The sequence below is a fragment of the Parashewanella sp. 2210YD4-3 genome (assembly GCF_056591735.1).
The window spans coordinates 16,055-37,556 of the sequence record NZ_JBWQOG010000003.1 but is presented as its reverse complement, the minus strand read 5'-3'; the positions used below and the strand labels follow the sequence as shown (position 1 = coordinate 37,556).

Sequence of the window (21,502 nt, the reverse complement as noted above, 5' to 3'; positions counted from 1 at the left end):
TTGTGTTACAAGCCTTTAGTTCTTCCTAAGAGAAAGGGATTAAGAATAACAACAAGAAATCTCAACCATTCAAACAGACACATGCAAGGAAAAGCAATAATGAAAGATACTCTGTTCCCTCCTACACAAGAATTTGCACAACAAGCCAACATAGATACCGAGGGCTATCACGCTCTATATAAGCAATCTATCGAATCGCCAGAGGAGTTTTGGGGAGAACACGGAAAGCGACTTCATTGGTTCACACCTTATTCAAAAGTCAAAGATACCAGTTTCCAAAAAGGCAATATTCATATTAATTGGTTTGAAGATGGTCAGTTAAATGCCTGCTATAACTGTTTAGATCGCCATTTGGAAACTCAAGGTGATAAGGTTGCCATTATTTGGGAAGGTGATGATGCCAGTAACCAACAAACCATCACTTACCGCCAATTGCATGAACGTGTTTGTCAATTTGCTAACGTATTGCTATCTAAGGGTGTAACCAAAGGCGAAGTCGTTACCATTTATATGCCAATGGTTCCTGAAGTCATTATTGCTATGCTAGCTTGTGCTCGAATTGGCGCGCCACATTCTGTCATTTTTGCCGGTTTCTCTCCTGATGCGATTGCTTCGCGTGTAAAAGATGGGAATTCAAAAGTCATTATTACCGCAGATGAAGGTGTCCGTGGCGGAAGAATCACTCCACTGAAAGCCAATGTCGACCATGCGATAGAACAATTAGATGAAGGACAAATCGAAACGGTAATCGTCTACCAACACACAGGCAACAGTGCTATTTGGGTGGATAATCGTGATATTTGTTGGCAAGAGGCATGTGCTCAAGTTGATCATACACACCTAGCAGAAGCAATGAACGCAGAAGATCCGCTATTTTTGCTTTACACCTCAGGTTCAACAGGCCAACCCAAGGGCGTATTACATACAACTGGTGGCTATATGGTTTATACCTCCATGACTCACGAATATGTATTCGACTATAAACAAGACGATATCCACTGGTGTACTGCTGACGTAGGATGGATCACAGGACACAGCTTCATGGTTTATGCTCCATTATGTAACGGCGCGACTATTGTGATGCATGAAGGCATACCTAACTACCCTTCTGCTGCGCGTATTGGTGAAATGATCGACCGTCATAACGTCACCGTTCTCTATACAGCGCCAACGCTTATTCGAGCACTAATGGCAAAAGGTGAGGAAAACTTTGAGAGTTATAATGGCGATTCACTGCGTCTGATGGGAACCGCTGGTGAACCCATAAACCCTCAAGCATGGCTTTGGTATCACGACGTTATCGGTAAAAAACGATGTCCAATTGTCGACACTTGGTGGCAAACCGAAACAGGCGCGCCAATGCTCACGCCATTACCGGGGGCAACGGCTACAAAACCCGGTGCCGCCACGCTGCCATTTTTTGGTATCAAACCCGAGCTAGTCGATAATGAAGGAAATATTATCGAAGGCGCAGGTGAAGGAAATCTAGTATTTACTGGCTCTTGGCCATCACAGATGCGTACCGTATATGGTAACCACCAGCGCTTTGAAGAAACGTATTTCTCCACTTTCGAAAACTATTACTTCTCGGGTGATGGCGCGAGACGCGATAAAGATGGGTACTTTTGGATCACAGGCCGTGTTGACGATGTACTTAACGTTTCAGGACACCGTTTGGGAACAGCAGAAGTTGAAAGCGCTTTGGTCAGTCACACAACGGTTGCCGAAGCCGCTGTTGTCGGTTATCCGCACAATATCAAAGGACAAGGCATATACGCTTACGTCACTTTGACGGAAAACACTGCACCGACGGATGAATTAAAACATACTTTAACTCAATGGGTCAGACAGCATTTGGGGGCTTTGGCTTCTCTAGACGCCATTCAATGGGCACCTGAATTGCCTAAAACTCGAAGTGGAAAAATTATGCGTCGCTTTTTGCGTAAAATCGCTGCTAATGATTTTGAAAACTTTGGTGATAGTTCCACTTTGGCTGAACCTGCTGTCATTGAACAGCTTATTGAAAATAGAATTAATCCACCGCATTGTGGTTAATGCTTGAAGCATGCAGGTTTAAATACAACGGAAAAATAGTGTGAACGTCAACAGAAACGCACGTCCATGTGCTGACGACCGTGACATCCTGCCACGGACGGTTGTCTTATCACACTATTTCCCCTCTTCATGTATCTGACATTGATTTATCTTTCACTAGCCTAACTCCCCTGCATTCATCAAGTTATCGTGTTAAAGTCTAACGATTAGTTATCATCAAAATATTTAAAGTGAAACTCAGGGATTATCAACAGCACTCCGTCGATGCTGCCATTACTCATTTCAAATCCTCAACAGAATCTGCCGTCATCGTTCTGCCAACAGGCGCAGGTAAAAGTATTGTTATTGCAGAACTCGCAAGAATCGCCAAAGGTCGTGTGTTAATTCTCACCCATGTTAAAGAACTCGTTGAGCAAAACGCTGAAAAAGTGGGATTACTTACTGAAGATGCGGATATTTATTCTGCTGGCCTGAAAAAGAAACAAACTCAAGGTAAAACAGTTGTCGCCAGTGTTCAATCGGCATCAAGGGCTATCGAAAAATTTAATACGCCATTTTCACTGGTTATCATAGACGAATGTCATCGTGTGAGTTTGAATGAAAACAGTCAGTATCAGCAACTGTTATCTCACTTAAAAACCATCAATCCACAGATACGACTATTAGGTTTAACCGCAACGCCTTACCGCTTAGGCAGTGGCTGGATTTACCGTCATCATTATCACGGCAAAATGGGAAACGATGATAAGCCTATTTTTGAAAAGTGCATTTTTGAACTACCGCTTCGACCTTTGATCAAGCAAGGCTTTTTAACTCCTCCAAAGGTACTGGATGGCGTTTCTGCACAATATGATTTTAGCTCAATTCAACCATCAGAAACGGGCGAATATAATCAACAAAAAGTAGACAATTTACTGAATCACGCAGGACGAGCAACTAAAGCGATTACCAATCAAATCATCGAGCTAGCTAAACAAAGGCAAGGCGTAATCATATTCGCGGCTACCGTACGTCATGCCCAAGAGGTCATGACGTACCTTGATGACGACTCAGTGTTGATCACAGCTGAAACCCCTCAGGCCGATCGCGACCAATACATTTCAGCGTTTAAACAAAAGCAGTTTAAATTTTTGGTCAATGTGGCCGTATTAACCACTGGCTTTGATGCACCGCACGTTGATTTCATTGCTATTTTACGCCCAACTGCTTCAGTTAGCTTATTCCAGCAGATGGTTGGACGAGGTCTACGCTTAGCCGACGGTAAAGAAGAGTGTTTAGTCATTGATTATGCGGCTAATGGCTATGATCTTTACTTTCCTGAAGTTGGACAAGCAAAGCCAAATAGTAAAAGTGTCCCCGTTCAAGTTCACTGCCCTGTTTGTGAGTTTGCGAATACGTTTTGGGGAATTACCGATGACGACGGTGATCTAGTTGAACATTTTGGTCGACGCTGCCAAGGAATCGTTGAACATAATGGTAAAACACAACAATGTGACTTTCATTTTCGTTCAAAATCTTGCCCTAACTGTGGTGAAGAAAACGACATTGCAGCCAGAGTTTGCCAGAGTTGTAATTCGACTTTGATTGATCCAGACAAACGTTTAAAGCAAGTGTTATCCCAACAACATCATCACTTATTCAAATGCCAAGATATGCTGCTACATGCAGATAATTCCACCTTGAAAGTCCAATATATAGACATAGAAGGTAATGATTTTAATCGATACTTTAAAATGGAAACACCGGCCCAAATTCGTGCATTGTTCGCATTATTTGTTCACCCGCACACCAAAGTTCCGGGGACTCAACACCCTAAATATAAAAAACCACAAGATGTCATCAACGACTTATCAAGGTTCAGAAAGCCCGATATGTTATTACTGAAAAAAGAAAAAAAAGGCTGGCAATGGATTGATAGCTTTTTTGATTATAAAGGTCGATATCAAGTTGAAAGTAAAACTTAGAATTTCAGGTCTTGCTATGGTATAAAAATACTTATCCCTGTACACAGCAATGTGTTAAATTTTGTCACTCCTGCGAAGGCAGGAGGCCAGTGCCTTTTGCCAAACAACCGAAAGACTCTGGATACCCGCCTCCGCGGGTATGACGTAAAGTGTAGATTTTACCAGCATTGAAATCACCATTTTATTTTGCCGTATACAGTACAACTCAATATCAAATACAAGTTACAGGAGTAACAATGCAAGTAACCATTTATGGGCGTCCGGGTTGCCCGTATTGCACACGAGCAGTACAAATTGCTGAAATGTTAAAACAAAAGCGTGATGATTTTGATTTCACCTATACAGACATGTATGCAGAAAACATTTCAAAAGAAGAACTCAGTAAAAAAATAGGTGTTGATGTACGTACTGTTCCTCAAGTTCTTCTTGATGATCAATATATTGGCGGATGCACTGAGTTTGAAGCTTATGTGGCTAAAAACGGCTTACTTCTAAGCTAGCCAATTGCTTTTATTTGCCTGTTACGGCAGGCAAATTCCTACAAAATTCAAAATAAGTCTTTCGACACCCTCCTATTTATTCATTTAATATAATTAAAAATTCACAATTCCTCTATTGCATTTTTTTTCAAAGCCAGATAGTTTAAATAAGACTAAAGCATAAACGACTTTTTTTCGTTATTTATACGTACATAGAACAGGATTTAGACATGACATTACAACTGAACGTTATCAAGCATCATCACCATCATCATATGCGATAGCCTTCGGTTGTTATTCGCCGGAGGTATGTTCCTTCCGGTGGCCTGATACTCGAATTGTAATGTTAAAGCCCCTGAAGGAATTCAGGGGCTTTTTCGTATCTACTTTCAATTAATTTATGCCATTCACACCAGCAAATGGCACCAAGCATCAGGAATCACAATGAGTATTAACAGACTTAGAATCGCCATTCAAAAATCAGGTCGCCTAGCGGATGAATCCATTCAGCTTTTAAAAACCTGCGGCATTAAATTCATGTTTAGCAAGCAAACCCTTATCGCCCACTCCGATAATTTTGATATCGATATGCTTCGCGTTCGTGACGATGACATTCCCGGCTTAGTCATGGATGGCGTGGTTGACCTTGGAATTGTGGGTGAAAACGTACTCGTAGAAACACAACTCACTCGGCAAAAACTCAACTCCCCTGCCAAGTATCAAAAAATCAAAGTCCTCAACTTTGGTGAATGCCGTTTATCCATTGCCACTCCATCAGAGCAAGAATACAGTGGCATTGAAAGCTTGAATGATGCCCGCATCGCTACTTCCTACCCTAATCTACTCAAGCAATATATGGATTCAAAAGGACTTACCGTTCAAGACTGTGAACTTAAAGGCTCAGTGGAAGTTGCGCCAAGAGCAGGACTTGCAGATGCTATCTGCGACTTAGTATCAACTGGTGCCACGCTCGCAGCCAACGGTTTGGTAGAACAAGACGTTATTTTCCGTTCAAAAGCCTGCTTAATTCAAAGCCCCTCTATTGAGAACGAAATCAAATTAGCATTGATAGATAAAATTCTCTGCCGAATTGATGGTGTAATGCAGGCTAATGAAAGTAAATACATAATGATGCACGTACCGAAATCATCATTAGAAGATGTAATTGCACTTCTTCCGGGGGCAGAGAACCCAACCATTATGGATCTTACACACAATGATGACTCAGTGGCTGTTCACGCTGTCAGTAAAGAAGATATATTCTGGTGCACCATGGAAAAACTGAAAGACTTAGGTGCCAGTTCGATTTTGATCTTGCCTATCGAAAAAATGATGAGGTAATGACAATGCAAATACTTGAGTGGTCTAGTTTAGATAATACTGAAAAAACTAAAGCATTATCCAGAACCGAGTTGATTCAAGATACAGATGTATCTATTAACGTTAATGCCATCATCGAACAAGTGATAAAAGGAGGCGATCAAACTTTAAAAGCATTAACCTCTAAGCTCGATAATATCGATATTGATGACTTAGCCATTTCTCAAACGGATATTCGTGCGGCTAACTCACAACTTGATGATGAACTAAAGAAAGCTATCGGTGTAGCTTTTGATAATATCCAACGTTTTCATACTGCTCAAGCACAACAAACCATACAAATTGAAACCACAAAAGGCATCGAATGTGAATTAAGAACTGAAGCTATCCAGTCTGTTGGTTTATATATACCGGGTGGAACAGCTCCATTACTTTCAACCACTCTAATGCTTGCTCTCCCTGCTATGCTAGCTGGTTGCCAACGTCGAGTCATTGTATCGCCACCACCTATTCACCCTGCAATTCTCTCCATTGCAGAACAATGTGGTGTTACTGAGGTTTATCAATTAGGTGGCGCACAGGCCATTGCAGCCCTCGCTTTTGGCACTGAAACCATCAAACCTGTCGATAAAATCTTTGGTCCGGGTAATCGCTATGTGACAGCCGCCAAAAGTGCCATTGCCAGTGATAATAGAACCTCTACGACCATTGACATGCCAGCTGGACCTTCGGAAGTGTTGGTGATAGCTGACGAGCAAGCCAATGCTGAATTTGTGGCCGCAGATTTACTTTCCCAAGCTGAGCACGGTGTTGATTCACAATGTATTTGTATTACTACCAGCATAAAACTAGCTAAAGCTGTAAGTGACGAAGTTAAAGATCAACTTACGAAACTGCCAAGGCATGAAATCACTTCACAAGCCTTAACTCAGAGTCGAGTTATTATCGTTGATGATTTACAGCAAGCTGTTGAAATATCGAACCGATATGCACCAGAACACCTAATTGTTCAAACGCAAGAACCAAGAAAATTACTCAGCTCACTTAGAAATGCAGGTTCAATCTTTTTAGGCGCTTATTCACCTGAATCGATGGGCGATTATGCCAGTGGTACCAATCATGTCTTACCTACTTATGGTTATGCAAAATCAGTCTCCAGTCTTTCATTGGCTGATTTTCAAAGACGTTACACGGTACAAAGTCTCAATCAACAAGGCTTTTTGGCAATCGCAGATGCCGTTATTACCTTAGCCAATGCAGAGCAACTTGAAGCTCACGCCAATGCCGCCAAAGTCCGAAAGCAAGCCATTTTAAAGGAGCTGCGTTGATGAAAAACCTTGATTGGATCGCTCAATTACAACGACCTGACTTAATGGATTTAGTGCCTTATGAAAGCGCACGAAGAATTGGTGGTGAAGCGCTAGTGATGATCAACGCCAATGAATCACCTTTCTGCAATATTGAGCAAGTCGCGTTAGCTGATGTTAATCGCTACCCAGAGCCGCAACCTCGAAAGCTCAATCAACGCTATAGCGAATACGCAGGAGTTAATCAAAATCAAATTCTCTGTACTCGTGGTGCTGATGAAGCAATTGAATTATTAATTAGAACCTTTTGTACTCCGAGCCAAGACAGCATTAGCTACTTTGCTCCAAGCTATGGCATGTACGCTATTTCTGCCGAAACCTGTGGCGTGAAGCCCATAGCAATTCCATTTACAGATGAATTTGTACTGCCTGATCTTGAAAATCTTGTTATTGATTCAAAACTGATTTTTGTTTGTAACCCTAATAACCCAACCGGAACCCTTGTTTCAGTTGAATCAATAGAAAAAGTACTTCAGAAATTTCCGCAACAACTTGTAGTAGTCGATGAAGCCTACATCGAGTTTGCAACCGTAAGCTCTGTTGTTGGTTTGCTAGAAAATTATCCTAACTTAGTGGTGCTTCGTACCCTATCCAAAGCCTTTGCTTTAGCAGGATTGCGATGTGGTTTCCTATTGGCAAATTCATCAGTTATTGAATTAGTGAGTAAAGTAATTGCGCCATATCCAGTGCCATCTCCAGTAGCTGAAATAGCACAACAAGCCTTATCTCCAATGGGTATTGAACTCATGCGACAGCAAGTTTCAGAACTTACTCAACAGAAACAACGAGTAGAGGATTATTTTAAGCAAGTAGAAATCCCCTACTTTGACAGCTTCGGAAATTTTGTTTTAGCCGAATTTACTAATCCCGAAACAGTTTGGCAAAACTTGATTGAAAACGGCATTTTGGCACGTCGTTACTCTAGTCCGCAACTTGCCTACTGCATTCGTTTTACCATTGCTGATGAAGCTCAGACACAACGATTGATAGACGCTTTAAATGCTGGAGAACAAGCATGACACAATATATCCCTACAACAAAAACCAAAATCTTACTTATCGATCGTGATGGCACATTAGTCAAAGAGCCTGAAATTGATAAGCAACTGGATAGACTCGATAAAGTTGAACTTGAACCTAATGTCATTCCAGCCTTACTCAAACTTCAAAGTAAGGGCTACAAACTGATTTTGATCAGCAATCAAGATGGTTTAGGCACAAATTCCTTTCCAATAGCTGACTTTGAAGAGTCACATCAGTTCGTGATGAACCTCTTTGCTAGCCAAGGTGTGAAATTTGAAGACGAACTTATTTGCCCACACTTTGACAGCGATAACTGTAGTTGCCGCAAACCCAAACTCGGCTTAGTAAAACACTTACTGGTAAATGGCTGCATTGACTTTGAAACTTCAGCCGTTATTGGTGATCGGGAAACCGATATTCAACTGGCTGATGCAATGGGCATAAAAGGCATTAACTACGACCGTGATATGCTGAATTGGGATGCTATTGTCGAATCATTGACTCGATCATCACGCCAAGCTCGTGTTGAACGTAATACTAAAGAAACCAAGATAAATATCGAAGTAAACCTTGATAGCTTATTACCAAGTCAAATCAGCACAGGCATTGGCTTTTTCGATCACATGCTCGATCAGATAGCCACTCATGCAGGCTTTTATCTTAACGTTGATGTATCTGGTGATTTGCACATCGACGATCACCACACCATAGAAGATACCGGTATTGCTCTCGGTCAGGCCATGAAAAAGGCATTAGGGGATAAACGTGGTATTGGACGATTTGGATTTAGTTTACCAATGGATGAAACTCAAGCTCAGTGCTTAATCGACTTATCAGGTCGTGCTTACTTCAAATATGATGTTGACTACACTCGCAACCAAGTTGGTGAAATGGCGACAGAAATGGTGCCGCACTTCTTTCACTCTCTATCAGACGGCTTACTGTGCAACTTGCACATATCCGCCAAAGGTGAAAATCAACACCACTTAGTTGAATCACAATTTAAAGCTCTTGGTCGATGTTTACGTCAAGCTATTAAGATTGAGTCTGATGTACTACCGTCTAGTAAGGGAGCACTTTAATGGCAAATTCAGCAACAAATAGCACTGTGATTATTGATACAGGAGTGTGTAATCTCACCTCCGTTTATCAAGCCATTAGACGTTTAACGGATGACGTTATCGTTAGTGATGATACTAAAATAATTAAACAAGCGGCAAGAGTGATATTACCGGGCGTAGGTTCAGCACAATCAGGGATGCAGTCCATCACAAATAAAGGTTTAATTGAAACCATACAACAACTCACCCAGCCTGTTTTAGGCATTTGCTTGGGAATGCAACTACTGACTCAAGAGTCACAAGAGTCCAATAACGGTGCACTAATAAATGGACTTGGAGTGATACCAACACAAATTAAACACCTAGAAAGCCAAGGCCAACCTTTACCTCATATGGGATGGAACCAGCTCAGCAATATGAAACATCCAATTTTTGATGGCATTGCTGATAACGCCTTTGTGTATTTTGTACACAGTTATGGTGCACCTATCAGCGACCACACCATTGCTAGCAGTAATTATGGTAACGAGTTCAGTGCAGCCATTGCCAAAGACAACTTTATCGGCTTGCAATTCCACCCAGAAAAAAGCGGTAAAACAGGCGCAGCCATTCTGAGTAACTTTCTAAGTTTAAGGATTGAATAATAATGATCATCCCAGCGATTGATTTAATTGACGGCAAAGTTGTTCGCCTCTTCCAAGGGGATTATGCAAAACAAACGGATTTTAGTGTTGATCCACTAACGCAATTGCAATCCTATCAACAGCAAGGCGCAACATGGCTTCACCTTGTGGATTTAACTGGGGCAAAATATCCTGAAAAACGTCAACTTTCTCTTATAAAAACTCTAACTCAATCATTATCTGCCAATATCCAAGTTGGCGGTGGAATACGCAAAATAGAACAAGTTGAAGCATTGCTAAATATTGGTGTAAAGCGTGTCGTAATTGGCTCATTAACCGTTAGCCAACCTGAAATCGTCAAGCAATGCTTTGAACGATTTGGTGCAGAACGCATTTGCTTGGCACTTGATATAAACATCATGGAAAATGGAAAAAAGTGTGTGGCAACTTCGGGATGGCAAGATAATTCTGACATCACTCTAGAAAGCGTGCTTGATATTTACCAAGCCTACGACGTCACACACTGTTTAGTCACCGACATATCATGCGATGGCACCTTACAAGGCGCAAACGTCAACTTATATAAAGCGTTATCGCAGCAATACCCCAAGGTTCAATGGCAAGCCTCTGGTGGCATCGGTAACCTTGAAGACATTAACAAGGTTAAACAATCTGGGGCACCAAGTGTCATTGTTGGTAAGGCATTATTGATTAATGAATTTACGGTTGAGGAGGCAATCCAATGCTGGCAAAACGGATAATCCCCTGCTTAGATGTACGCGACGGCAAAGTAGTAAAAGGCGTGCAATTTACCAATCACAAAATCATGGGTGATATTGTTGAACTCGCAGCAAGGTATTCAGACGAAGGCGCTGATGAGTTGGTGTTTTACGACATTACCGCCAGTGCTTACGGCAATAAAGTTGATAAATCATGGGTTCGCCAAGTGGCCGAAGTGATCAACATTCCATTTTGTGTCGCTGGCGGCATAAAAACCCTAGAACATGCTAGAGAGATTTTGGCTTACGGTGCAGATAAGATTTCAATTAACTCCCCAGCACTTACCGAACCTGAATTGATCACACGAATGCAAGACAAATTTGGCAAGCAATGTATCGTGGTTGGTATTGACTCATATCACGACCAAGCCAGTAATAGTTACAAAGTAAAACAATTCACAGGCTCTGACTCCACGACACAATTTACCGATTGGTACACGCTTGATTGGGTAGAAAAAGTGCAACAACTGGGCTGTGGTGAAATCGTGCTTAATGCCATCAACCAAGATGGCGTTAAAAAAGGCTACGACATAGAGCAATTACAGCAAGTCAGATCCATGTGTTCAGTACCACTTATTGCATCTGGCGGTGCAGGCAATATTCAGCATTTTATTGATGTTTTCGAACAAGCCAATGTTAATGGCGCCCTAGCCGCTAGCGTATTTCACAAGCAAGAAATCGCCATTAGTGAATTAAAACAGCAATTAGCCAATAACCGAATACCAACCAGAATCGACTGAGAACAAGATGACAAAGATTACCCTAACAAACTTATCCAGCATCAACTGGAAAAAACAAAATCACTTAGTTCCTGCCATTGTTCAAGACTATCAATCAGGCCAAGTATTGATGCTTGGCTATATGAACGTCGAGGCACTCAATCAAACATTAACCACCAAACAAGTCACTTTCTTTAGCCGAAGTAAACAAAGGCTATGGGTCAAAGGTGAAAGTTCTGGCAACATTCTCAATCTAATATCGGCCAGTATTGATTGCGATAACGACAGCCTATTGATTCAAGCGATTCCTAACGGGCCAACCTGCCACCTTGGCACCACCAGCTGCTGGAGTGATGAAAACGCACAACCGTTTTTACTTGGCTTATCCCAACTTATCAAGACCAGAAAAAACGCAGACAGTGAAAGTAGCTATACCAAATCGTTATTTGATTCAGGTGTAAAACGAATCGCCCAAAAAGTAGGAGAAGAAGGTGTTGAAGTCGCACTTGCCGCCACAGTTAATGATAAAGAAGAACTCATTAACGAAAGTGCCGATCTACTCTTTCATTTAATGGTATTGCTAGAGTCACAAAACTTATCACTTAAAGATACGATAAGCTGTTTGCAATCAAGACATAAGCAGTAAAACAAAGCAAAACGTCTAGCATTTATCCACTTAAGCGCCGATACAAGATTTTAGCTTGACCGAGTATCGGCTTTTGCGTAAAGTAGCGCCCCGTTGATAGCGAAGTCTCGCAATTCTCAACAACAAAACGGTGAAGTGTCCGAGTGGCCGAAGGAGCACGCCTGGAAAGTGTGTATACGGAAACGTATCGTGGGTTCGACTCCCACCTTCACCGCCAAACTCCATACTAGAGATGTCCAAGCACGTCTTTTTTAATGCCTTAAATTCAGCTTAAACAATCAGTTAGTGTCCAAACCAGTCCGAACTCTTCCAGACTGTTCCACGATTTGCGTGTATGACAAAGTGTATGATTCAATGTTTTTGAAGTAATTAGTCATACACTCTTAGATCTCTAAATTTGAAGCTCAACACATTAACCCAAACATGACAGATCAATAAAAACTCTTAAATTGTCTTTAAAAATCTTGGTGTTAAATAAAGTGTATGACTACTTTTTCGAAGCTTTAAGCTCCATTTACGGTCATACACTTTGGAGGACATATGCCAGTACTCAACAAACTTTCAGTAAAAGCTATCGAAGCCATACGATCTCAAGGAAAGGTTGTTCGAAAGTCTGATGGCGGAGGGTTATATCTACTAGTGAAAGTAAACCAAACTAAGTTTTGGGAATTTAGATATACAAAACCAACAACCAAAAAGAAAACATTCATGGGGTTAGGTTCATTTCCCGATGTAAGTCTTGCTGATGCTAGAAAGAAAGCATCGATTTACAGAGGAAAACTCATTGAGGGAATAGATCCTCAATTATTTCTCTCTGAACAAAAACGAATTTATGCAGAGGAGAAAACAAACACCTTTGAAGCCTTAGCTCAACAATGGAAAGCAACCAAAGAAGGCCATCTAAAGCCTAAAACCATTTCAGATAATTGGCGTAAACTAGAAAACTACGTGTTCCCTACCCTTGGTTCAATACCAATAAAAGAAATCACCGCCCCCATTGCCATCCAAATTCTTAGGCCAGTTGAAGCGCAAGGCAAACTTGAAATGGTCAAACGCTGTGGGCAGCTTATGAATGAAGTGATGAATTATGCCGTTAACAGCGGCTTGATCAATTTCAATCCATTAGTGGGTATCAATAAAGTATTTCGTAAACCCAAAGTAACTCATCTTCGGGCAATGGAACCTGATGATATAAAAGAGCTGATGCAAGCCATCGCCAGTGCCAATATTTACTTCGGTACTCGATGTCTTATCGAATGGCAACTTCATACCATGGTTCGTCCTGCTGAAGCCGCAGGCACTAAATGGTGTGAAATAGATATAGAAAAAGCAGTATGGGTGATTCCACCAGAACGGATGAAGATGAACAAAGAGCACAAGGTTCCATTAACAACACAAACTTTAGCTATCTTGGAAGCAGTAAGACCACTAAGTGGTCATCTTGAACATGTTTTCCCTTCTAGATATAAGTATCGTAAAGCAACTGACGCTGAAACAATCAACAAAGCACTAGGCAGAATGGGTCTTCGAAATAAAACAACTGCACACGGCTTTAGATCTCTGGCCAGCACGACATTGAATGAAAAGGGTTTTCATCCTGAAGCAGTGGATGCCGCCTTAGCGCACGTAGAACCCAATAAAATCCGAGCAGCCTATAAGCGTACAACCTATTTAAAGAAAAGAAAGAAAATCATGCAATGGTGGAGCAACCACATTAGCAAACATGCCGTTGGCTCGTATCAAGTTTTTGACAGTAAACTTCTATCAGACTCTTTTACTCGAACCAAGTGACTAAACAATGATAATCTGCTCGCCTTGAATCTTAAGCGACTCGATTTAAGCGAGCAAAAACCAACAAAAGCAGAGTATTACAAACACGCTATTGGACGTGCGACGTGAAGTCGTATGAAGCGCTGTTCACCGCTTTGAGTGAACCTGCCGTATCACCGGTTGAACCTAGGGCTCTGAATAAAGCAGCGAGCCTGACAATGTAATGAAGTCGATTCGACGGGAAAATAATCGTGAGAGGACGTTCCTCCTGATAACCACATGAATCGGGTAAGTGCTAGGTAGTTAGCATGATGAACATATGTGAATCCATTTAAGGTGCGTTATACGATGGAGCAGTGGAAGTGGTTTATACACTGTGGCCAAAAGGCAATGAGAGTAGGTAAAGAAATTGTCCAATGTTCTTTCGTGATCAACAAATCTCTCCGCACTATTGTGGGCATCTAACCTGACATTGCGTGACATACGGAACACGGTAAGCCTGTATCGCTCCCTTTGGGAAAGCCGTCTGCGAAGATGGCCGATAGTGGTGCAGGTATAGGAGGCTGGAAAAAGCGAATGCTGCATTGTAATGATGCAGATACAGATTTATGTCTGGCACGAAAGTGAGCCCACTTCCAGCTGGTCTCCCGTTGCAAGAGAATTTGAGGAATTTTATTGATGGAGAAACGCAAATGATGGTTTCATCTGAAACTAGTGCCTCTCCTTACGCTGCACAATGGCAATCCATTAACTGGAAAGCGATTAAACAGCACGTATTAAAACTTCAAATGCGTATTGCAAAGGCAGCTAGAGAAGGTAAACGAGGTAAAGTAAAAGCTTTACAATGGATACTAACTCACTCGAAGTCAGCAAAACTTCTTGCTGTAAAACGAGTATCACAAAACAAAGGCAGTAAAACGCCAGGAATTGACGGTATCATCTGGAACACCGACAACCGTCGCATGATTGCGGCTAATCAATTGAAGCGTAGAGGCTACAAAGCCAAACCGCTCAGACGTATCTACATCCCCAAGAAAAACGGCAAACTCAGACCATTAGGCATTCCGTGTATGAATGATAGAGCGCAACAAGCGTTACATCTTCTAGCATTAGAGCCGATATCTGAAACTGTTGCCGACGCAAACAGCTACGGGTTTAGACCGAACCGTAGTGCGGCTGATGCTATTGCTCAATGTTTCATTTGTTTGAGTCAAAGAGCATCAGCACAGTGGGTGCTTGAGGGTGACATAAAAGCCTGTTTTGACAAGATTGGCCATCAATGGTTAATCGATAACATTCAAACAGATAAACGAATGCTGAGGCAATGGCTTGGATGTGGTTTTATCGATAAAGGCTTATTCTACAAAACGGAAGAAGGGACACCGCAAGGTGGAATAATCTCACCAACGTTAATGTTACTGACTCTAGCAGGCCTAGAGCAGCTGGTTAAGTCAGTCGCATCAAAAACGGGCGATAGAATCAACTTCATCGGATACGCCGACGATTTTGTTATTACAGGCACGTCAAAAGACGTGCTTGTTAACGAAGTCAAACCGCAAATTGCTTTATTTCTGCAAGAAAGAGGCTTAACACTTTCGGTTGAGAAAACGCATGTAACGCACATTAATGATGGTTTTGACTTTCTGGGATTCAATGTCAGAAAGTACAAAGGCAAACTGCTTATTAAACCAAGCAAGCGCAATACACTGTTATTTCTGCGTAATATGCGTCAACTCATCAAGAAGCATGCAACTATGTCAGTAAATGATTTAATCAAGTTGTTAAATCCAAAACTGAGAGGATGGGCGAATTATTATCACCATTGCGTTGCAAAGAAGGTCTTTGACTATGTAGGGCATCAACTATTCCTAGCGTTATGGAGATGGGCTGTTAGAAAGCACATAACAAAAGGACGAAAATGGGTAGCAAGGAAGTATTTTCTAGATCGAAATGGCTACTGGCGATTTCATGGTCATCAGAAAATAGCGGATATGGATTGTGCGTTTAACCTTGTAGAAATAGCCAAAACTCCAATTGTAAGACATGTGAAAATTAGAGCAACTGCTACATCTTATGATCCGGAGTACATCGCCTATTTACAAAGGCGTAAGCTCAATAAGCAAAGTAGAAACTCTTGGTTTGAGCCTGTCATGCCTGCATTGTGAAGTTGCTGGGTAACATAATATGCCTTAGTGGAGGCTTGAGCCGTATGCAGTGAAAGTTGCACGTACGGTTCTTAGGAGAACGGCATCTGGTAACAGGTGTCGTTTATCCGACAAAAGCTTGCTAAAAAATAAAATGTTGCGTTCTTCACCTCGTCTGTTTTTCCTCCTTATGATTAAAAACCAATTAGGCGGATAAAAATCCACCAACCAGACTTTCGTAGTACAAAATTTGTATTCTTTTTGTTTTTAAATTGTTATTTTTTCTCTGAAAAATGGACTGTGAGTATATATGTACTCTGCAATATAGAAGTACATTTTCGATATCTATAACGATTAAAAGGACGTTGATTTTAATGGGTAAAGTAAGTAGACAATTTTTTACGAGGTTAGGTATAAACCTTTCAGGGTTATTAATATGCACGAGTTCACTCGCTTGGGATGAAAACTCTGAAAAAATTAGTATCAACTATGAACGGTTTACACTTGATAATGGGTTAAGAGTATTAGTTCATGAAGACCGTTCTACCCCTAGTGTTTTCGTGGGAATGTGGTATGGAGTAGGTTCTAAAGACGAACCGAGAGGTAAAACAGGTTTTGCTCATCTATTTGAGCACCTTATGTTCCAAGGCACTGAAAATAGAGACGGTGAATACTTTCTTCCATTCACCAAAGCTGGTGCTGTAGATATGAACGGTACAACTAACCAAGATCGAACAAATTATTATGCGACAGTACCAAGCTCTGCTTTGGATATGGCACTGTGGATGGAGTCCGATCGTATGAATAATCTTCTTGGTGCCGTAACTCAAGAAGCATTAGACGAGCAACGTAAGGTTGTTAAAAATGAAAAGCGACAGCGTGAAAATAGTCCATATGGAAAAGCATACCAAACTCTTTTGAAAGGTGTTCATGCAAAAGACCATCCATATCACCATAATGTCATCGGTTCCATGGAAGATCTTAATGCAGCCTCGTTAGAAGATGTCAAACAATGGTTTACTGATTATTATGGTGCCTCTAATGCCATACTAGTATTAGCAGGTGATATTGATACAGCTGCGGCTAAAGAAAAAGTAGAACATTATTTCGGTGGAGCAAGAACCGGAAAGGCAATGAATAAATTGACAGAATGGCTGCCAGAGCTTTCTTCAATAAAAAAAGAAATTCTTTACGACAAAATTGGCGCTCCTCTATTGATCAGAAGCTGGCCAATCCCTAATCATAGAACCAAAGATGCAAATTTATTGACTTTCGTCAGTAAGACATTAGCCGGTGATAAAAATGCACCATTAAATAAAATACTCGTAGATGAACTGAAATATGCATCCAGCGTTTCAGCATCGGCTCACTCTCAATCTTTGTCAGGATTGTTTAATGTCCAAGTGGTGATTAAACCTGGGGTAGATGTATCTAAAGTTGCAAAGGTACTGGATGCAGAACTAGATAAATACTTAAAATCAGGACCGGACAGTGATTTATTGTCGAGCTCTGTTTATGAGTTCAATAGCAATACTATTAAATCCATGGAAAGCACCTCTAATATTGGACGGTATCTAGTGAGAGGTGAACTTTTTTATAATGACCCACTATTTTTTAAAAAATCGTTATCTTGGTCAAACAATGTTGATAAGTCAGAAATAAAATTAGTTGCAAACAAGTGGCTGAAAAAGCCTTACTTTGAGCTACAAATTCTACCATCCCCAAATACCATAGAAGCCAAAAGTAACGTTGATTGGTCGAAGATCCCTAAAGTTGGAGATGTGGGCGATGTGAAATTTCCAGAGATCAGAACAAGCACTTTAGATAATGGAATGAAGCTTGTTGTTGCTACCAGAAAAAAAGTACCAGTAGTGTCCGTTGCTTTTGAATTTGCAACGGGTAGTGGTGCAGACTATGCGTATAGTCCTAAAACAGCTAGCACAGTGTTCTCTCAATTATTAAAAGGAACTCAAAAATACAATTCCAATGAACTTGCAACAGCATTCAAGCAAATAGCAATGAACCCAAAAGCTAGTGCCTATACAGAAACTTCAGAATTTAGTTTTGATATTATTTCAAATAAGCTTGATGAATCACTTCTGTTAGCCGCTGAAACAATTGTGAATCCAACTTTTCCCGAGGATGAGTTACAAAAATACAAAGATAATTCTGAAGGGTATTTTTTAAATTTAGAACGAAATCCTGACTCAGCAGGCAGAACTTTATTTCAAAGAGCACTGTTTGGAGCTGATTCTCCGTTGGGTTCGACTTGGACAAGAGAAGGCTTGAAAGCACTTACAAGAACAGATCTCATTGCATTTCACAAGAATGAATTATCACCGAAAACAACAACTGTTTACTTAGTAGGTGATGTCGATATCGAACGTGCTGAAGAGTATTTAAATGAAGCATTTGAAGCTTGGGAAACTCAAGGTAACTCAAAAGTAAAAAACATCGGCAAAGTGAAATCTCAAAAAGGCAGAGTGATTTTGGTCAACTCACCTAATTCAGTACAAACTCAAGTTACTGTTGGTCATGGTGTTTCACCTTATAACCATGAAACAGCAGAAGCACTTGAGTTGATGAATGCCGCTTTAGGTGGAGGATTCAATAGCCGAATTAATATGAACCTAAGAGAGGATAAGGGCTGGACATATGGAGCAGGCTCAGCCTTTAGCTTTAACTCGAATGGGGACATGTTCTTTTTGGCAGAAGGTAAATTTCAAACAGATAAAACTATTGAAAGCATTAAAGAGCTTAAAAAGGAAATAAGTGCTTTTGTAAGCAGTAAGCCTATTAAAGCTGACGAACTGCATCGAGATATGTTGAGTAAGAATCGCTCTTTACCTTCAAAATTCGCATCTAATAATGGTTATTTAAGTAGCATGATGGATTCTGCTCGCTATGGACTTCCTTTCGACGCAGATAAACAGAAGTCAACAAAGTACAGACGCGTGAAACTTAGCGATATTAAAAAGCTGGCTAAACAAACATTGAGACCTGAACAATTAACGTGGGTAATTGTTGGTGACTTAAAGAAAATTGAGCAAAGTGTACGTTCATTGAATTTAGGTGATGTAGAAACATGGGATGTTTATGGCAATGTAATTAAATAAAATCTCATATATTCAATAGTTATTGCGCTCTTATATGCTACTACTAAGGCTAAGGGCGCGATATTTACTAATAATATTCACTCAAAAAACTAATATTAGTGGAAAAAATCACTAAACAGGAATCCAAAGTAAAAACTGCGAAATACTTCAAAATATTCATTGTTTTCTCTTCACATATATTTACTGTTGCCGCCATTACTGATACTGACTGAAACCAACCACTCATGCAGAAAACTTTTGGTAACCGAGCTAACACACTTTGGGGCGTGCGACGTGAGGTCGTATGAAGCGCTGTTCACCGCTAAATGAGTGAACCATCTGTATCACCAGATGAGCCTAGGAGCCTGAATAAAGTAGCGGCTCTGACAATGTAACGAAGGTTGGCGTTTGCCAATCGGGATCTAAATCGTGAGAGGACGATCCTCCTGATAACCACAAAATTGGGTGAGTGCTAGGCAGTCAGCATGATGAACATACGTGAATCCGCATAAGGTGCGTTATGTGATGAATCAGCGGAAGTGGTTTTTACGCTGTAGCCAAAAGGCAAGAGAGTCGGAAAGAGATTGCCCCATGCTCTTTCGTGATCATTGAACTCTCCGCACTATAGCGGGCATCTAAACTGACATTGCGCGACATACGGAACACGGTAAGCCTGTATCACTCCCTCTGGGAAAGCCACTTTGGCCGATAGTGATGCAGGTAGAGGACGTTGGAAAAAGCGAAGGCTGCATTGTAACGATGCAGATACAGATACATATCTGGCACGAAAGTGGGCTGACTTCCGACGGGTCTTCCGTTGCAAGAGAATTCGAAGAACTTTATTCAAGGAGAAATGCAAATGATGATTTCAAAAGAGATTAGTGCCTCTCCTCACAGCGCTCAATGGCAATCCATAAACTGGAAAACCGTTGAATCCCACGTTTTAAAGCTTCAAATGCGTATTGCAAAGGCAACAAGAGAAGGTAAACACGGCAAAGCGAAAGCGTTGCAGTGGATACTGACTCACTCGCGGTCAGCAAAGCTTCTTGCTATTAAGCGAGTATCACAAAACAAAGGCAGTAAAACACCTGGAACTGATGGCGTCATCTGGAATACAGATACACGCCGCATGAAAGCTGTCAATCAATTGAGCAGAAAAGCATATCAAGCCAAACCGCTCAAGCGTATCTACATTCCCAAGAAAAACGGCAAGCTCAGACCATTAGGCATCCCTTGTATGATTGACAGAGCGCAACAAGCGTTACATCTTCTTGCATTAGAGCCTATATCTGAAACTATTGCTGACCCAAATAGCTATGGTTTTAGACCAAACCGCAGTACTGCCGATGCTATAGCGCAGTGCTTCAAGTGCTTGGCTATGAAACGCTCTGCTCAATGGGTTCTCGAGGGAGATATCAAAGCTTGTTTCGACAATATCGGGCATCAATGGCTTATGGATAACATTGCCGTCGATAAACGTATGTTGGAACAATGGTTAAAGTCTGGCTTTATGGACAAAGGGTTGTTCTATCGCACTGAAGAGGGTACACCACAAGGCGGGGTCATATCCCCAACCTTGATGCTAATGACACTTGCAGGGCTTGAGCAACGCATAAAGTCTACTGCACTCAAAAAGGGTACTAGAGCCAACTTTATTGGATACGCCGATGATTTCGTCGTCACTTGTGCTTCAAAGGAAGTGCTGGAGAACGATATCAAACCGTTGATTGCTGACTTCCTAGCAGAAAGAGGCTTAACACTCTCCGAAGAGAAAACGCACATTACCCACATTAGTAGTGGTTTTGATTTCCTAGGCTTTAACCATAGAAAGTACAAAGGGAAACTACTCATTAAACCGAGTAAACACAACACGCTACTGTTCTTGAGTAATTTGCGTAAACTCATAAAAAAACACGCAACCACTCCTGTTAACGAATTAATCAAATTGATAAATCCGAAACTCAGGGGTTGGTCGAATTACTATCGACACTGCGTGGCTAAACAGGTATTCGGATATGTAGGTCACAAGCTATTCCAAACGTTATGGCACTGGGCAAAAAGGCGCCATCCAACAAAATCGAAAACTTGGATAGCCCTTAAATACTTCATCAACCGCCAAGGTCAATGGCAATTTCACGGTTGGCAGAAGATCAAGAATATAGATTGTCAGTTCAATCTGTTTCAAATAGCCAAGGTGCCAATAGAGAGACATGTGAAAATCAGGAATGCCGCTATGCCTTTTGATCCTCAATACCAAGAATACTTGGCAAAGAGAAAGTCAAAAAGGCAAAGTCGTAACTCTTGGAATGAGCCTACTCTCACTGCTTTATAAGTTGCTGGGTGCCAACAGGTGCCTTTGTGAAGGCTTGAGCCTAGTGCGGTGAAAGTTGCACGCTGGGTTCTTAGAGGGGCGGCACTTGGTAACAGGTGTCGTCTACTCGACAAAGCCGAGTCAGCT

Annotated in this window: 15 protein-coding genes, 1 tRNA gene and 1 other annotated feature; all 16 genes read left to right on the top strand. The window is 41.2% G+C overall.

The annotated features are described in order from the left end of the window. Window positions 1-99 precede the first annotated feature (99 nt). The gene (gene acs / locus AC1EU0_RS05450) at window positions 100-2,055 is read left to right on the top strand and encodes an acetate--CoA ligase (RefSeq protein ID WP_480301021.1); all 1,956 of its coding nucleotides are present in this window, start codon (window positions 100-102) and stop codon (window positions 2,053-2,055) included. A gap of 230 nt (window positions 2,056-2,285) precedes the next feature. Then, window positions 2,286-4,019: a DNA repair helicase RadD gene (gene radD / locus AC1EU0_RS05445; protein WP_480301019.1), complete on the top strand. Its 1,734-nt coding sequence runs from the start codon at window positions 2,286-2,288 to the stop codon at window positions 4,017-4,019. A 236-nt stretch (window positions 4,020-4,255) separates the two neighbouring features. Further along, entirely contained in the window at window positions 4,256-4,519 is a 264-nt protein-coding gene (locus AC1EU0_RS05440; protein WP_480301017.1) for a GrxA family glutaredoxin, read from the top strand. A 238-nt stretch (window positions 4,520-4,757) separates the two neighbouring features. Continuing rightward, window positions 4,758-4,881 (top strand) — a sequence feature (His leader region). Between the two features lie 61 nt (window positions 4,882-4,942). Continuing rightward, window positions 4,943-5,839 (top strand): ATP phosphoribosyltransferase, encoded by an 897-nt coding sequence (gene hisG / locus AC1EU0_RS05435; RefSeq protein ID WP_480301016.1) that lies wholly within the window; start codon window positions 4,943-4,945, stop codon window positions 5,837-5,839. Between the two features lie 5 nt (window positions 5,840-5,844). Then, a complete protein-coding gene (hisD, locus tag AC1EU0_RS05430; RefSeq protein ID WP_480301015.1) occupies window positions 5,845-7,146 on the top strand; it encodes a histidinol dehydrogenase in 1,302 nt (433 codons plus the stop codon). Further along, window positions 7,146-8,204: a histidinol-phosphate transaminase gene (hisC, locus tag AC1EU0_RS05425; RefSeq protein ID WP_480301014.1), complete on the top strand. Its 1,059-nt coding sequence runs from the start codon at window positions 7,146-7,148 to the stop codon at window positions 8,202-8,204. Before hisD ends, hisC begins: the two co-directional genes overlap by 1 nt. Further along, window positions 8,201-9,289 (top strand): bifunctional histidinol-phosphatase/imidazoleglycerol-phosphate dehydratase HisB, encoded by a 1,089-nt coding sequence (hisB, locus tag AC1EU0_RS05420; protein ID WP_480301012.1) that lies wholly within the window; start codon window positions 8,201-8,203, stop codon window positions 9,287-9,289. The genes hisC and hisB overlap by 4 nt, the downstream gene beginning before the upstream one ends. Beyond that, on the top strand, window positions 9,289-9,912 hold the full coding sequence (gene hisH / locus AC1EU0_RS05415) for an imidazole glycerol phosphate synthase subunit HisH (protein WP_480301011.1): 624 nt from the start codon (window positions 9,289-9,291) through the stop codon (window positions 9,910-9,912). Before hisB ends, hisH begins: the two co-directional genes overlap by 1 nt. A gap of 2 nt (window positions 9,913-9,914) precedes the next feature. After that, window positions 9,915-10,652, top strand: coding sequence for a 1-(5-phosphoribosyl)-5-[(5-phosphoribosylamino)methylideneamino]imidazole-4-carboxamide isomerase (hisA, locus tag AC1EU0_RS05410; RefSeq protein WP_480301009.1), 738 nt, complete (start codon window positions 9,915-9,917; stop codon window positions 10,650-10,652). After that, window positions 10,634-11,410, top strand: a complete 777-nt coding sequence (gene hisF, locus AC1EU0_RS05405; RefSeq protein ID WP_480301008.1) for an imidazole glycerol phosphate synthase subunit HisF — start codon at window positions 10,634-10,636, stop codon at window positions 11,408-11,410. The genes hisA and hisF overlap by 19 nt, the downstream gene beginning before the upstream one ends. 7 nt (window positions 11,411-11,417) lie before the next feature. After that, window positions 11,418-12,035 carry a bifunctional phosphoribosyl-AMP cyclohydrolase/phosphoribosyl-ATP diphosphatase HisIE gene (gene hisIE / locus AC1EU0_RS05400; protein ID WP_480301007.1) on the top strand — a complete coding sequence of 206 codons (618 nt, stop codon included), beginning with the start codon at window positions 11,418-11,420 and terminating at the stop codon, window positions 12,033-12,035. Window positions 12,036-12,164: 129 nt separating this feature from the next. Further along, window positions 12,165-12,252, top strand: a tRNA-Ser gene (locus AC1EU0_RS05395). Between the two features lie 323 nt (window positions 12,253-12,575). Then, on the top strand, window positions 12,576-13,826 hold the full coding sequence (locus AC1EU0_RS05390; protein ID WP_480301006.1) for a tyrosine-type recombinase/integrase: 1,251 nt from the start codon (window positions 12,576-12,578) through the stop codon (window positions 13,824-13,826). Window positions 13,827-14,497: 671 nt separating this feature from the next. Further along, the gene (ltrA, locus tag AC1EU0_RS05385; protein ID WP_480301005.1) at window positions 14,498-15,970 is read left to right on the top strand and encodes a group II intron reverse transcriptase/maturase; all 1,473 of its coding nucleotides are present in this window, start codon (window positions 14,498-14,500) and stop codon (window positions 15,968-15,970) included. 353 nt (window positions 15,971-16,323) lie between these two features. Next, entirely contained in the window at window positions 16,324-19,065 is a 2,742-nt protein-coding gene (locus AC1EU0_RS05380) for a M16 family metallopeptidase (RefSeq protein WP_480301003.1), read from the top strand. An 838-nt stretch (window positions 19,066-19,903) separates the two neighbouring features. After that, on the top strand, window positions 19,904-21,376 hold the full coding sequence (ltrA, locus tag AC1EU0_RS05375) for a group II intron reverse transcriptase/maturase (RefSeq protein ID WP_480301002.1): 1,473 nt from the start codon (window positions 19,904-19,906) through the stop codon (window positions 21,374-21,376). Window positions 21,377-21,502: the final 126 nt, after the last annotated feature.